Below are 14,976 nucleotides of genomic sequence, written 5' to 3'. Positions count from 1 at the left end.
TTATGCGAGAATATATAAGGAAGTTTTGTTTAAGTATAGTTTGTTGCAGACATTCCTTTATAATAAGAAAGTTTAAGAGAAATCTGAGATAATCGCTGCAAACATTGCATTTTTAAGCATAATTTAGCCTAATTTTGCAAGGTTACTTACAAGATGTAAGCAAAAATTACAGAATACCAAATAAAAGGTCGCTTTAAGTCAGTGACATTTATTACAAAAAAGTGTTTAATACACTCAACAACTGGGCAACCATAAGTAAGTATCTGCTTTGTGCATTTTTTAATTACTTATGGTTATTATATATCTAAACTTTTGGAGTTATTATGAAACTTTTCAAATTAGCTGCAATTACTGCTGCAGTATTTGGTTCTTCAATGGCAATGGCTGCCACTTCTACTGATTCTTATCAGTATAATAAAGATGCTGGTGTTTTAGCCAACACTACTGGTGCAGTAACAGGTACTGCTAGAACTTTATTTGATACAGTAACTCATCCAGCGGCGGTTAGTGCTGAAATCGGTACTTTAGGGTATGGTGCTAATATTGCATGGGGTGTTAACGAGTCAACCGAGCTTCAAGCTGGTTGGTCAGGAATGAGCTTTGATGACGAGGAAGACCTAGATGCTAATGACTCATGGATTAACTATGATAAAGTATTAGGTGATGGCTATGGTAGTTATAAAGGGCAGTTAAAATATGATGTAGATTTCAGCAATCCTTATTTAGGCGTTCAAATGCGTCCATGGGCCAACAACTTTACCGTTGCCGGTGGTGTGATGGTACCACGCAATGAATTAGAGGCTAATATTACAGCTGATACTAATTCTAAAGGTGTTGCTACTGTTTCAATAGATGGTAAAGAATACCAAGTTGACACAGCTACCATTGAAGCCGAAAATAAAAATAAATTAGCACCATATGTAACAATTGGCTATCGTCCAAATATTAATCAAAATTGGGGCGGATTTTTTGAGGCCGGTGCTGCATACATGGGTAAATTAGACGCCAAAGTAAGTAATGTTAGTGGTACTAATACAGATGGCTTTGCTGAAGCTGCCAAGAAAGAGATTGAAGAGGATGATCTTTGGTATCCAATCGTTAAAGCTGGTGTAACTTACCGCTTCTAATCTGTTTTAATTACACAAATGTTTAACAAAAGCGGCCTTAGGGTCGCTTTTTTGTATCTTAGTTATTATAAATGGGGGTCTAAGCTCTACAAACAGTGGATTAAAAAAGTTGCAATGAGTAAAGGAGAGGGGTGGTTAGGCTTAAATTTAGACTTTTAAGGGGTTTAGATGATTTGGTATAGATTCAAGTATTAGACAACCACCACAATTTCTGTATTTGACACGTTCAAATATAGGTATAAACCATATGCTGAATATAAATGTTGAAACGCTGAAGCAAAGTGTGGAGTGGGCAAATCGTCATTGTCGCCTGTATTTAAGTTAATTTGACTATTCACAGTGTTTGTATTGTTAGGAATTAATAACTGCTCAGCAGTTGTTTTTAAATCTTTTGTTAGACCCGTCATTAAATTTTCATCTATATCTCTTTTGATGGTGGCTTCTTTTAACATCCATAATAAATTTATCGCTGTTTGTTTACTATGATCCTCTAAGCTATTTATCCAATCAATCTCGTTGGCACTGTAAAAGCGTTTTGCGATACTCAATGGCACGGGATTGAGTTCTATATCAATGCCTACAGATTTGTTACGACATAGGGAACAAGCAACCCAGTTTCTGCTATGCGAAAAGCTAACAAAATACCCATTCGGTTTTAGTCGGTATGGGTACTTTGTCTCATCAAGCATGATATTGTCTATATCCGTGTTTAAACGAGCTGTCTCAATAAGCTGATATAAAAGTTGGCGGACCGCTACTTGCTGATTCTTCAGCTGTTTAGATTTCCCTCTGTTATACGAGATACTTACCGGATTAGAATTAAGCGGGTTATTAATATCAAATTCTGCACTGGCTACCCAGATAAACGTATTTGAATCAAGGTAAGGGGATGCTTTACCTTGATTGCTAAACGCAAAATATTCAATATTTTTTAGCTTGATACTATTTAAAGTAACATCTAGTAAAGTCATATCTAGGTTATAAGGCGGCATACATGAGTAGTCCAAAAATAAACCCAGCAAGGGCTGGGTTTGATGTAGTCTTCACAATATTAAATTAATACAGTCTTATTACTCACTAGCCATACTATTATATTGCGTGCGCTAGGACGCCTTGTCGTAAGTTAAAATTGGTTTGACTATAATACAGCTTAAATAAGCTAAAACTTAATAAGAAAGTTCTGCACGTCGGTTTTGTGCATGAGAAGCTTCGTCAGTACCTGTTGTAGCAAGGCGCTCTTCACCATAGCTAATGGTTTGCACACGTACATCTTCAACCCCTTTACTTGCTAAATAATTCTTTACTGCCTGAGCACGGCGCTCACCGAGTGCATGGTTATATTCACGGCTACCACGCTCATCTGTATGACCCGCCACTAAAACATTGGCCGTCGGGTTACTGAGTAAAAATGACACTTGACCATCAAGAATGCTGGCGGCTTGCGCGTCAATATCACTTCTATCAAATGCAAAGTAAACAATACCGCGTACATTTTCTGCAGCATTCTGGATCTGGCTTGTATTGTTAACTAATGAGCCATTATCATAAATCGCATTACCTGGAACACCCATAGGAGCAACGACAACTTCAGATGTGTTAGAGCGTTTAGTGGCACAGCCTGTTGATACCGCAAGTGCAGCTGAAATTAGCGATAAGCTTGTTACTTTAATAACTGAATTGATAATTGAGTTCATTTCTAGTTTCCTTTTTATTAATACTCTAAATATGTGGTAGTTAATGAGTTGGACTATTTTGCCACCCTTTTGAGGTCAGCATTATAATTCATAGATAGTATCGCTTAAAAACCTTATAAATGTATGTCTCATCGCTATATTAAGACATAATTAATAAGCAATCATGGCAAAATTTGTGCGTATTAACAAGCACTAAGTTAATAAAAAAACACTTTTTTCTGGGTACTTACCAACGATACTTGTCATAATTTTCGGGGTTTGCCCAATATCTTGAGTTTAGCCAGTCAGGCTTATGTTTATAATCAAATATATTAAACTGCCAACAGTCAATCTGAGTCTCAGAAAGCTGATCATTGCTGGACAGCATATAGCCTAACTCATTGAACACTATATCATTTTGATAATGAGGCATGAATAAAACACTTTGTTGAGCAAATAAATCACGTAGGCGAGTTGCTATCATTCTGATGTTCTGCAAATTTTTTTCCGAACCATTCACTGAGTTTTTCAAAGGCACCGCAGAGGACATTAATAAGGGATGAATAAATATACCTAAGTCATAGCGCATATCATAGGGTTTTAGTAAAAATACACTCGACGATATATGGGTAGTCTCAATTTGTATACCGCCTAAAACTTTTATATTGTTTAAGCTGTTCAGCGCATGATTCAGATTAATCGTTAATAGCTCAATATCAGCGATCATATCGTCGATCAAAAGGACTTTGACGGTTTTATCAAAATTCCCAGAATGACTTGTCCTGTCATATAAATGTGCAATTATTTTTGCCACGTATTTTACTAAATAATTCATGAACTGACTATGTTCAGATTTAGATTGGGTATCTGGTTGCGGATGCGATATAGGTAACATAATGATTCTTTTTGTGATGTGAGATAAATTGCTTGAAAATAAGCGTTTTATAACAATATATTAGATAGCCGAAAGCAATGCCTATAAATTTTAATAAAATCGAGAAAAATATGCCCAGTTTAACCCATAATGATAATACTGCAGAACAAAAAATATATCTCAAAGATTATACACCCCCAAGTTATCAGGTGGAGGACGTGTCATTAGATATCAAATTGTATGAAGACCATGCCATTGTTAACAGTGTTCTAAAAATGCAGCGTCAATACGAAGGTAATTTGGTATTGTTTGGTCAGGATATGACATTATTATCACTTAAAATGAATGATAAAGTCCTCTCTAATACTGAATATGACGTTAATGAGGAGCAACTGGTAATAGCTGATGCACCTGATGAAGTGATTTTAACCATTAGTGTGCGTCACGAGCCTCAAAAAAATACAGAACTTGAAGGCTTATACATTGTAGGAGAGAGCAGTGATGCTATGTTTGTGACTCAGTGTGAGCCAGAGGGGTTTCGTAAGATAACTTATTATCCAGACCGTCCCGATGTTCTTGCTACCTTCAGCACACGTTTGGAAGCAGATAAAAAATTCCCGACGCTACTTGCTAATGGCGACTTAGTCGAAACTGGCGAGCTTGAGGGCGATGCCAATCGCCATTATGCAATTTGGCGGGATCCAACTAAAAAACCTAGCTATTTATTTGCCTGTGTGTTTGCAGATTTAGACGTATTAGAAGATGCCTATACTACCATTGAAGGTCGTGACGTCAAGCTTGAGATATATGCAAAGTCCCACGACATTGATAAATGCCATGTCGCAATGCAAGCTTTAAAGGATGCCATGCATTGGGATGAAGAAAACTATGGACGGGCCTATGACTTAAACCGTTATATGATAGTAGCAGTAAGTCAGTTTAATATGGGTGCAATGGAGAACAAGGGGCTGAATATTTTTAATACCGCTTGTGTGCTTTCCAGTCCTGAAACTACGACTGATGCAAGTAGTTTTAATGTAAAATCGATTGTGGCGCATGAGTATTTTCATAACTGGACTGGCAACCGTATTACTTGTAGAGACTGGTTTCAGTTATGTTTAAAAGAGGGGCTAACCGTTTATCGTGACCAATCATTTTCGGCGGATCAACAGTCGCCAGCCGTTCAACGCATTGATGATGTGTCCATATTACGAGCGTATCAGTTTAGTGAAGATGCTGGACCTTTAGCCCATCCTCCGCGTCCAGATCATTTTGTAGAGATTAATAATTTTTATACCACAACTGTCTATGAAAAAGGTGCAGAGATTGTCCGTATGCTAGCCAATATGTTGGGTGATAAATATCGAGCAGGTACGGATACTTATTTTGAGCGCTATGATGGGCAAGCCGTCACAGTTGAGGACTGGTTATCGGCATTAAGTGCGAATGGGTTGTCAGTTGAGCACTTTCTTGATTGGTATACACAGCCTGGAACACCAGTGGTATCAGGGCAGCAAGGGTTTAATAAGCAGACAGGAACGTTGACGGTTAGCCTTTCTCAGAATACCCGTCAGGTTTCAGGTTATGATAAGCCAAAAGTTTTGCCCATACCAGTGGCATCTGCTGTATTTGATCGCCTCACTGGAGAGATGCTTGAAGAGCGCCTGCTTATACTTGATGAGGCCAGTAAAGACTTTGAATTTACCGCTCTTAAAACGGTGGACGGTGTTGAACCTGTCGTTTCCCTACTGCGTAATTTCAGTGCCCCAGTTCAGCTAAAATATGACTATAGTAATGATGAACTGGCATTTTTACTGGCTCATGAAACTAGCGGTTTTAATCAATGGCAAAATGCGCAAGCATTGGTTAATAAAATTTTATTGCAAAACAGTAATGCAGAAGTTTATTTACAAGCAGTCAAAAAAGCATTTATTGATTTATCAGATACTGATGCTATGCTTGCCGCAAGATTATTGGACATTCCAGCAGAACGAGAGTTGGCCAGTGCCATAAATAAAGACTACACACCGGCTGATATGAAGCAAAGACGAGAGAGTTTGAAGCTAAAATTAGCTGATACTTTAAAACCAGATTTGAGCTCCATTTATAATAGCTTGCCCCTTGAACCCTATAAAGATACACCGGAAGCAAGAGGCGAACGCGCCTTGCGAAATGTAGTGCTGGATATGGCGTTGACTGCAGGTATGGAAAACGCCCACGACTGGGCGAAAAAACAATATGTAGATGCTCAGTGCATGACCGAGCGCTTAGGTGCGCTACAGGCTATGGTTCGTCATCAGCATGTAGATAAAGAGGCTACACTTGCTGACTTTTACCAGCGTTTTGCTGATGATGCCCTTGTCATAGATTTATGGTTCAGTACTCAAGCATCTGATGACCATGCCACAATTGACCAAATACAAACCTTAGTCGCCCATCCACAGTTTGATTGGGGAACACCAAACCGTATTAGAGCGGTTATCAGCAGTTTTGCATCACAACCAACTAAATTATGGACTGAAGAAGGCCTAGCTTTATATACAAAAGTGGTTGCTAAACTGGACGAGACTAATCCAGTCTTGGCTTCACGGTTACTACAATCTCTATCTCGTTGGTATACGCTTGTAGAGCCTGTTCGTAGTACTGCTCAATCACACCTTGAAGACCTTAAGAGAGTAGTAAATTCTAAAAACGTTAAGGAAAGCTTGCACAGTTTACTTGATGCAGGGTAGCTAATGTTACCCAACTATCTAGCTATAAATTTTCCAAAAATTATCCGATTATAAAAAGTACACTTATGTCAGATTTACTGAATACTTTGTTTTTGAATTTGTCACTATCTTCTCTATGAGACAATAAGAAGATGTGCTGGCAAATTTACCTAGATCGTATCCTTTTATGGATATGAGCAAAAAAAGACGCCTAATTTATGTAGGCGTCTTTTTTATTTATTTTGACTTATTGTGCGATGACTAACGATTTGGTAACACATCTTTAATGGTATTGCGTAAGTTGCGTAGAGCCGCTACTGTGCTATCCCAGTCTAAGCAGCCATCAGTGATTGATCTGCCGTATTCCAACTGACTGATATCACTGGTTAGTTTTTGATTACCACCTTTAAGATGGCTTTCTATCATCAGACCCATGATAGATTTATTGCCATTGCTAATTTGTTCTGCAACATTTTGAATTACCATTGGCTGTAGGTAGGGGTCTTTGCCTGAGTTGGCATGGCTTGAGTCAATCATAATCTTGACTTTAACATTCCCTTTTTCTAGGGCATTTTCGGCTTCTTCAACCGAAGATTGGTCATAATTTGGTTTACCATTACCACCACGTAATACAACATGAGCATAGGGGTTGCCCTTGGATTTAATAATGCAAACCTGACCATCACTTGATAATCCTAAAAAGTTGTGACCATACTTCACGGCATTCATTGCATTAACCGCCACGGTTAAACCACCATCAGTTCCGTTTTTAAACCCAACCGGGCATGATAAACCTGAACTCATTTCGCGATGTGTTTGACTCTCAGTTGTACGTGCGCCAATAGCAGACCAACTTATGAGATCTTGCATATACTGAGGTGTATTAGGGTCAAGCGCCTCAGTTGCACACGGTAACCCTTTTTCATTTAGGTCAAGTAACAGCTTGCGAGCCATACGCAAACCTTTTTCGATATCAAAACTGTCATTCATATCAGGGTCATTGATAAGGCCTTTCCAGCCTACAGTCGTACGTGGTTTTTCAAAATAAACACGCATCACAATATAAATGGTATCTTTTAACTCTTCTGCTAGCTCAACTAACTTATCTGAGTATTCATGAGCAGCTTTGATATCATGAATAGAGCAGGGTCCTACAACCACTAATATGCGATGGTCTTTACCATCTAAAATATTTTGGATTGTCGTACGCCCTTGAAGAACGGTATCGTGAGCCTTTTTAGATAAAGGATATTCTGCTTTTAATTTATCTGGTGTTATTAAAGGTATAAATTTTTCAATATTCACGTCGTCAATGTCTGCATTATGGGTAGTCGATATTGTATTCATAACCGTTCTGCCTAGTTTATGTTTTTATTAAAATAGTTTGAAATATTATAATAGTTGAGTTGTTCAGCTAATAAGTGTTCACTAAATTGTAGTATCAAATATGTCATGAGAAAATACAAGCTATTAAACAAACACTTAGCCTGTTAATTGTTTTTGAATAAAGCTGTCTAGTAAATAAGGTTTCAGTGCTCAGTTTACAACCCTACATAAATTGCAGCTGATAACAATAAGGAATAATTATATGAAACTATTACTTTATTATGAGGCGTTAGATACCGATTGACAAGGGCAAAGGCGCAATGAAAGCGTGATAAAAAGAATAGTCAAGCAAAATATTTGTTATACTTAATTCATGTTTAGTCTAAAAATTCTCTGTTAGTCACAAATTTCGGCATCATTCAAACCCATTATTATTAAAGTAGAGTTCGCCATGTCCGCTAGCCCTGCAATCCAATCGTACACAAATAACGGCTCACTTGTCATTGGTATTGTTGCCGGTGAAGCCTCTGGGGACAGTTTAGGCGCTGATTTTATGGCACAAATGAATGCTTTAAGAAGTGGAATAAAATGGGTTGGTGTGGGTGGACCAAAGATGAAGGCACAAGGCCTTAATTCGTTATTTCCCTTAGAGCGCTTAGCAGTAATGGGATTGGTTGAAGTAGTCAAGCATTTACCCGACTTATTAAAAGCTCGTCGTGAGTTAATAAAAGCATTTGATGAGGAAAATATTGATTGGTTTATTGGTATAGATGCCCCAGATTTCAATATACGTGTCGCCAAAAAACTAAAGCCAAAAAACATCTATTGCGTTCAATATGTCAGTCCCTCTGTTTGGGCATGGCGAGAGTCGCGTATTGAGTCAATCAAAGCAGCTACTCATCTGGTACTCTGTTTATTTCCATTTGAGTTAGACGTCTATAAACAACACCATCACCCTGCCATTTGTGTTGGTCACCCTTTGTTGCATAATTTACCTGATTCATTAGTCAATATTCCGACGTTAGAACATAGGCGTGAGCTTGTCTGGAATAACCCAGAGCTACAAGATTTTTTCTCTAAACGTCAAAAGGACATCAGCCAGATAATATGTTTGATGCCGGGTTCAAGGCGTTCAGAAATTACGTCTATTATGCCTTTAATGCTGGATGCTATTTCTAGATTATTGCTGGTGGATGAACATTTATGCTTTGTCATTCCCACCATAGACAAAAATCATCAATATATCGTTCAAGAGTTGATTGAAAAGCGGGATGAGGCGTTACGTAGTTCAGTAGCAGTTGCTTATGATGACACCCAAACAAAAACACATTTTAGCCAGTCCATTATGGCAATGTCAGATTTAATTGTATTGGCTTCGGGTACGGCCACATTAGAGGCAATGCTATTAAGTAGACCAATGGTAGTGGTATACCAAATGAATAAGTTGACCTATGCCATTGCAAAACGATTAGTCAAAGTCCCTTATGTGTCTCTGCCTAATATTTTAGCGGGTAGGCAGATTGTACCTGAGCTTATTCAAGCTGAGGCAACTGGAGAAAATATTTGCCGTGCCGTAACACAGCTGTTAATGCCACGAGCCTATCAACAACATCAGTCAACATTGCGTGACACCGCCAAATGGTTAAAAGAGCAGAGCAATCAAACGCCTACTTCTGCAGTGATAAATACATGGCATGACCTGTTTAATTGATGTCATTAAGCAAACAATAAATTCAAGGTGTGTACTCTTAATCTAAACGATGATATGCCCTAATCAATCATACCCTAGCTGTTGTAAACCTTACGCTTTTATTTTATGTCTTATTTGATAGTCAGGTTTTTATCGGTATGTTTGTTTATCGGCATATACCTATATTTTTACGCTTCAATCATACCCGTCAACAACACCTATTTTCATTATATAAGATATACAATGACCCAAATTAACCAATTTATTCACAGTATTCCTATATTGACTATTAAAGAGCGATTTAAAGAGCAGTCTGATTGTTCTCCAGTAATAACCGATCTTTCTTTAAGACAGCCTATTAAAGTCACTGGAGAAATCTGTGATGAGGCGATTGCACAAGACTTTCTACACAACGTGAGTGTGAATACGATTGAAAGCGTAGATACAAACATACAACCGATCAAGTTTGACATTGGGGTAGATGAAGTAGGGCGTGGTCCTTTATATGGTAGTGTTGTCATATCGGCTGTCATATTACCGCATCAGTTATCCGGTCAAATTGAACAGTCGTTGCTGAGTAATACCGCCTTGGCTTCACTGACAGATTCTAAAAAACTTACTGAGATAAATCGTCAGCGATTATTTCCACTGTTAAAACAAAGTGCGCTTGGTTATATTATTGTTGAGGTGCCTGCTGCGGTTATTGATGAGCTAAATATATTACAAGCAACATTGACCGGCATGCGAGTGGCTTGTGAGCATTTGATGATTGAGTTTAAACAGTCTATAAATAACTTAGTGTTGGCTAATACTGTCAGTCTTGGAAAGACAGAAATTGAAACCTCAAATCAAAGCTATGTAGACTGGGTGCAATACAAACTGCTTATTGATGGTAATCAAATACCCCTATTTGATTGGGAGACGTTATCTAAGCATGGTTTGGGTAAAAGCTTGGGCGACAAGATAGTGGCTGAGGCATGGGTCAAAGGTGACGCGCTACATACTGCTATTGCCGCAGCTAGCGTATTAGCAAAAGTAACACGGGATAAACAAATGATAGAAGATGGTCTATCGTATCAAGGATATGGATTAGAGAAACACAAAGGCTATCCGACAAAAGCACACATCAAAGCCATACAAAATTTAGGAGTGTTGCCTGAGCATAGGCGTAGCTTTAAACCAATTAAACAGCGACTGTTAGAGTTGTAATAAACTCAGGTTTGTATTTAGTTCTTTAGGTTATTAAGTCTTTAGCTGAGTACGTCTGTTACTTTGACTTTTTCTCAATATAATCTTATATGGCAGATAGTTGTTAGTTAAAAGGTAGTTGTTAATTAAAAGGTTCAATAAAAGATATTAATGATGCTCCACTGGATGTTCTTTAAGTTGCTCATGTAATATTCTTCGTAGTGTGATAACTGCTTGAGGCGAAGCTTGGATACTATGAGTCCCAGATATAATGGTTTCACTAGCAGCCCCTTCTAAATGAGAGCTTTCGTATGGGACTATACCGTCAGATAAACTTTCAGAGAGCGTTTGTGAAAGCTCAGTAGAAATATTGACGGATGCAATCATAGGCACAGCCATCGGGTCATTAGACTCTTGTGTTTTATTAAAGGAGGCTTGACTTGGATCAACATCTGCTAATACCACTTGTTTCTTTGATAAATCTAACTGTGCATCTGACAAAGACTGTAATTGGGCTAGCCCTCTTGTAATGTCGTCATCTTGATTAGCAATAATCGAATGATAGGTCACACCATCGTAAATTTTTAAGTCGGAGGTAAGCGCCATAAAAGATGATTTATCGCTTAGCTGGCTTGCACCATTTTCAAAATAGAGTGCGCCCAAAGGGTTAGCGGCTAACTCTCCTTCAGATACCATACTTGTTAAATTTCCTTTAATAGTTTGCACAAATCCAAGAGGTAATTCAATAATACGCCGCAGTGCTAATGTGAACCATTGATCGGCATAGTCGGTTCCTCTAAAAGGAGCTGACATAAATACGGCTCTATCTACATTGCTCAGGGGATGCAATTGAAGCCTGTCCCTAATATTTTGCTCATCCAATTGTTTATTAATGAGATCATTTAAGCGTCTATGTTGTTCTACTTTATCCATTGTCTGAATTTTTGTTTCCAGATTTGCATCAGCCAGCATCATCCGACTGATGACAGCACCCATACTATGTCCAATTAATACACTATGCTTGCTAGCAGGATGCTGACCTTGGGGGTCATTTATTTGATATGCAGTCTCGATTAATTTTTGAATTTGATAGCGGTTTTCAAGTATTGGAATGTTAGTGGGGTAAAAGACCTGCCAGACTTGATAATTATTGCGTAGTGTTTCATCATTAAAAATATCATTTGTAACCCTTACCCATGTTACTGGGCTTGATGCTAGGCCATGCAACATAATAATAATATGTTTATTTGGATTATACGGTTCAAGCATGAATAACTGAGGAAGTATTAAAGATTGTTGTTTTGATAACAGACTAAAGTATCCGACGTTATCTAAATTGTTTTCAGAAAGCCATACACCATAGCTGGCTGAAAAATTGCCCGTTAAATAATAAGGATCACCCAATATATTGATGGTATCTGTATGATGTGGGTTATAGAGTTCAATATTAAGACTATCTGTATTTAGAACCTGTTCAATAGTATTGCCTTTTGGTATAACCACGGCGCTAAGTATTAGATTACCAGTACGGTGAATACGTTTTACAGGATCCTTAACATTTAGCTCGCGTCCACCAGATTTTATTAGGTTTCTTACAGAGGTTGTTGTGCGATCGTTAAGTAAGGTCACGTAGCTAATACCGAGACCCTCACGCTGACTGATAAAGTTTAAACCAGAAAAGTTTAAGTCATGGCTGGCATAAATTTCACTGACATTGTGATCAACTTGTTTCATAGTTGATATATATTCAGGTTCGTTAGGAATAAACAAGTCAATAGAAGTCGATTTTTTATTATTTATGTTCTTATAGTTATTATCAATTTTGAAATTCAATAGTTTGACGATGTTATTGTTGTTATTAGCCGCAGTATTTGAATGTTTATTAGCTTTATTACTCGTCGATAAAGCTTCACTAAACGAGGAAATATGAATAGATTTATCTTTTTTAATTTGTTCAGAATAAAGCAGTTTTATTAGCGCATCGGCAGAAAATTCATAGATGTCTTGGGTTTGAATGTCTGAATCAGTTGGTAAGTACTTTGCTTTAGGCGTTGTAGAACCCGCAATGTTTGATTTATTAGCTTTGAGCCTATCATAAAATAAGTAGGCATAGCTGGTTTTTATGGCTTCTAATAAATGGTTGCGGTAATTTATCTGGCATTGCTTTATCTTATCCTCTAGTGCTTTTTTTTCTTTCTCAGGTAGTGGCGCATTTGCATAATATGGGTCGATGGGGGGTCTTAATAAATCTTCATTGCAAATCTCTATGTCTTTAAGCGACCTTGCTTTTGCTAAATGTAACTCCGCCAATAATGCCAATGACTGTTTGTTATTTTTATTGATTACATTTTTATTAAGTTGATTTAAGCAAATTTCAAACTGTTGAAGACAGGCTACATCGTCTATACCCGCAGATAACAAAGTTGACCGAGTATTGTCACTGAGCTCATTCCTAGTAACTATATTCCCACGCTGTTTTTCGATGTTCTGAAGAGATAAATTTTGCTTTAGAGATACTGTACTACAAGAAGTTATCAGAAATAGCCCCCCTAATAGTGTTAATAGAGAGGTTTTTTGAGCTTTTCTCAAATCTGCAACATCGTAAATTGACATAATAGTTTATTTTCAGTGATTAAGTAGTTTGGAAGGTATTGCTTAATATAACAGGCACTATAGGCTAATATCTTAGAAGTTATATCTTACTGTTTTGCCTGTTTCTCTATGTATTTAGAAAGTTACGTGTACAGTTGCGGGGATTGCGTTTGTTATTGATGAGCTTCCCAAACTATATCACACTCTGATTTATTTGATTCAGTCAACCTTGTCTGAAAGGGTCACATAATCGCATTGCAGTTATGATCAATCACATTATACACACCAGTATTATTGAACCAATTTATCCTTTTAAAGTTTGCCACTGCTATATTCTTTACATCTCTAAGACTTTAGAGTCTCTAGTTAACTATAAACTACATCATAAAATATAAAGGTCTTAATAAAATCCAGTTATTTATTATGCAAATAACATAAGGGCTATTGTAATTTTTGTATACCATTTGTGTAATTTAATGCTAAGAATTTAATGATTTTTTAATTTTCTAGCTGGTTTTTATTCCGTCATTATTCTTTAGTATCTTGAATACATTCACTTTTTAATTATAGACAGACCATATGTAGCCTATTTAATTCAGATTATCCTCCTATAAACAAATGTTCACTCTTATACTATAATGCCAATTACCGATTATCGGATATTAATTACCTTACAGCTAGAAAATATATGATATTTTTTATTTGGCACAATAATTGCTTCTAATATACTATATTACTTACAAATACTATTCGATCAACTTAACAACCTCTCTACTCCCCACTAAATCTTTAATTTAAATCTTCGTTATCAGGGTCACTTAAAAATGAAAAAAAACATATTAGCACTATCTTTAACCGCCCTAACTATTGGCTCAATGATCACGACAGCGAATGCCGTTAACATAGTTGATGAAGCGAATAGAAAAGCAGTTGGTCATGTAATGTGGCACAAACAAGAGGCAATTAAACCAGAAGATTTATTGAATAAACCAATACCTGAGCACAGTACCAGCTTATTTTTTATTAGAGCAAAAGACAACGACCCTGAACAATCTAGCGCCAATATCGCCATCAACGACAGATATCAAGTCAGCCTACACCCTGGTAACTACACTCAAGTTTACTCCTGTGCCGGTATCAACCGTTTAAGTGGCGAAATAACCGGATTAAAAACCAATGATTTACTATTAGCCACTCAGGATTACCAACTAGAAGAAAAAGGCACCTACTTCTTTTTTATTGATATAGATGAGCAAGGTCAATCATCAATCAAACAAATGGAAGAAGAAAGCGCCTTAGAAGCCCTGAAAGACAAATACTATCAAGCCCATCAAATTACCCGAGTGGTACCAAACTGTCCTCCCATTATGAAAGCCCCTGTACTTGAAAAAGAAGTCAGTATTGAACTTGAAGTACTATTTGATACAGACAAAGCCTTTATCAAACCAGAATTTGTAAACGAAGTGAAAGAAGTCGCTGACTTCATGACCCTCTACTCTAATACAACCGCCGTTATAGAGGGGCACACAGATAGTCGAGCAAGCGAACCTTATAACCAGAAACTATCTGAACGCCGTGCAGTCGCAGTCAAAGACATGCTCATTAATCGCTTTGGCATTGCTGCGGACCGCTTATCAGCGATTGGCTATGGCGAACTGCGCCCAAGAGCCACTAACAGTACTAAAGAGGGTATGCAATTAAACCGCCGTACCATTGCCGTCATTAATGAACGAGTCCGTGTCGACCAAGACGGCAACCAAATACTTAACTAATACACCCAATCGCATATAGCATT

At 37.5% G+C, this 14,976-nt stretch carries 10 protein-coding genes; 5 read left to right on the top strand and 5 right to left on the bottom strand.

Annotated features, from left to right (window positions below):
• Positions 1–323 precede the first annotated feature (323 nt).
• Positions 324–1,127, top strand: coding sequence for a hypothetical protein (locus AC2SLN_RS06205; protein ID WP_486549350.1), 804 nt, complete (start codon positions 324–326; stop codon positions 1,125–1,127).
• Between the two features lie 191 nt (positions 1,128–1,318).
• On the opposite strand, the gene AC2SLN_RS06200 is transcribed toward AC2SLN_RS06205, so the two are convergent.
• From AC2SLN_RS06200 to AC2SLN_RS06190, 3 genes are all read right to left on the bottom strand, one after another.
• Positions 1,319–2,119 (bottom strand): 4'-phosphopantetheinyl transferase family protein, encoded by an 801-nt coding sequence (locus AC2SLN_RS06200; RefSeq protein WP_486549351.1) that lies wholly within the window; start codon positions 2,117–2,119, stop codon positions 1,319–1,321.
• Positions 2,120–2,293: 174 nt separating this feature from the next.
• Positions 2,294–2,821, bottom strand: a complete 528-nt coding sequence (gene pal, locus AC2SLN_RS06195) for a peptidoglycan-associated lipoprotein Pal (protein WP_486549352.1) — start codon at positions 2,819–2,821, stop codon at positions 2,294–2,296.
• 226 nt (positions 2,822–3,047) lie between these two features.
• Positions 3,048–3,695 carry a DUF6231 family protein gene (locus AC2SLN_RS06190; RefSeq protein WP_486549353.1) on the bottom strand — a complete coding sequence of 216 codons (648 nt, stop codon included), beginning with the start codon at positions 3,693–3,695 and terminating at the stop codon, positions 3,048–3,050.
• 110 nt (positions 3,696–3,805) lie between these two features.
• Between AC2SLN_RS06190 and pepN the strand changes: the two genes are divergently transcribed.
• On the top strand, positions 3,806–6,406 hold the full coding sequence (pepN, locus tag AC2SLN_RS06185) for an aminopeptidase N (RefSeq protein WP_486549368.1): 2,601 nt from the start codon (positions 3,806–3,808) through the stop codon (positions 6,404–6,406).
• Positions 6,407–6,646: 240 nt separating this feature from the next.
• On the opposite strand, the gene AC2SLN_RS06180 is transcribed toward pepN, so the two are convergent.
• Positions 6,647–7,732, bottom strand: a complete 1,086-nt coding sequence (locus tag AC2SLN_RS06180; protein ID WP_486549354.1) for a 3-deoxy-7-phosphoheptulonate synthase — start codon at positions 7,730–7,732, stop codon at positions 6,647–6,649.
• Positions 7,733–8,162: 430 nt separating this feature from the next.
• Between AC2SLN_RS06180 and lpxB the strand changes: the two genes are divergently transcribed.
• Both lpxB and rnhB read left to right on the top strand, forming a co-directional pair.
• Positions 8,163–9,422 carry a lipid-A-disaccharide synthase gene (gene lpxB / locus AC2SLN_RS06175; protein WP_486549355.1) on the top strand — a complete coding sequence of 420 codons (1,260 nt, stop codon included), beginning with the start codon at positions 8,163–8,165 and terminating at the stop codon, positions 9,420–9,422.
• Between the two features lie 222 nt (positions 9,423–9,644).
• A complete protein-coding gene (gene rnhB / locus AC2SLN_RS06170) occupies positions 9,645–10,610 on the top strand; it encodes a ribonuclease HII (protein ID WP_486549356.1) in 966 nt (321 codons plus the stop codon).
• A gap of 147 nt (positions 10,611–10,757) precedes the next feature.
• Here rnhB and AC2SLN_RS06165 read toward each other — a convergent pair whose 3' ends face one another.
• Entirely contained in the window at positions 10,758–13,202 is a 2,445-nt protein-coding gene (locus AC2SLN_RS06165) for an esterase/lipase family protein (protein ID WP_486549357.1), read from the bottom strand.
• Between the two features lie 803 nt (positions 13,203–14,005).
• Here AC2SLN_RS06165 and AC2SLN_RS06160 point away from each other — a divergent pair.
• The gene (locus AC2SLN_RS06160; RefSeq protein WP_486549358.1) at positions 14,006–14,953 is read left to right on the top strand and encodes an OmpA family protein; all 948 of its coding nucleotides are present in this window, start codon (positions 14,006–14,008) and stop codon (positions 14,951–14,953) included.
• The last annotated feature ends 23 nt before the right edge of the window (positions 14,954–14,976 follow it).

The sequence above is a fragment of the Psychrobacter sp. CX90 genome, from assembly GCF_057396305.2.
This window is presented reverse-complemented; position numbering and strand designations above follow the sequence as displayed.

Excerpts from the sequence above, each read along its gene's own strand:
- AC2SLN_RS06205 (WP_486549350.1), top strand. The coding sequence starts at position 324 with ATGAAACTTTTCAAATTAGCTGCAATTACTGCTGCAGTATTTGGTTCT.
- AC2SLN_RS06200 (WP_486549351.1), bottom strand. The coding sequence starts at position 2,119 with ATGCCGCCTTATAACCTAGATATGACTTTACTAGATGTTACTTTAAAT.
- pal (WP_486549352.1), bottom strand. The coding sequence starts at position 2,821 with ATGAACTCAATTATCAATTCAGTTATTAAAGTAACAAGCTTATCGCTA.
- AC2SLN_RS06190 (WP_486549353.1), bottom strand. The coding sequence starts at position 3,695 with ATGTTACCTATATCGCATCCGCAACCAGATACCCAATCTAAATCTGAA.
- pepN (WP_486549368.1), top strand. The coding sequence starts at position 3,806 with ATGCCCAGTTTAACCCATAATGATAATACTGCAGAACAAAAAATATAT.
- AC2SLN_RS06180 (WP_486549354.1), bottom strand. The coding sequence starts at position 7,732 with ATGAATACAATATCGACTACCCATAATGCAGACATTGACGACGTGAAT.
- lpxB (WP_486549355.1), top strand. The coding sequence starts at position 8,163 with ATGTCCGCTAGCCCTGCAATCCAATCGTACACAAATAACGGCTCACTT.
- rnhB (WP_486549356.1), top strand. The coding sequence starts at position 9,645 with ATGACCCAAATTAACCAATTTATTCACAGTATTCCTATATTGACTATT.
- AC2SLN_RS06165 (WP_486549357.1), bottom strand. The coding sequence starts at position 13,202 with ATGTCAATTTACGATGTTGCAGATTTGAGAAAAGCTCAAAAAACCTCT.
- AC2SLN_RS06160 (WP_486549358.1), top strand. The coding sequence starts at position 14,006 with ATGAAAAAAAACATATTAGCACTATCTTTAACCGCCCTAACTATTGGC.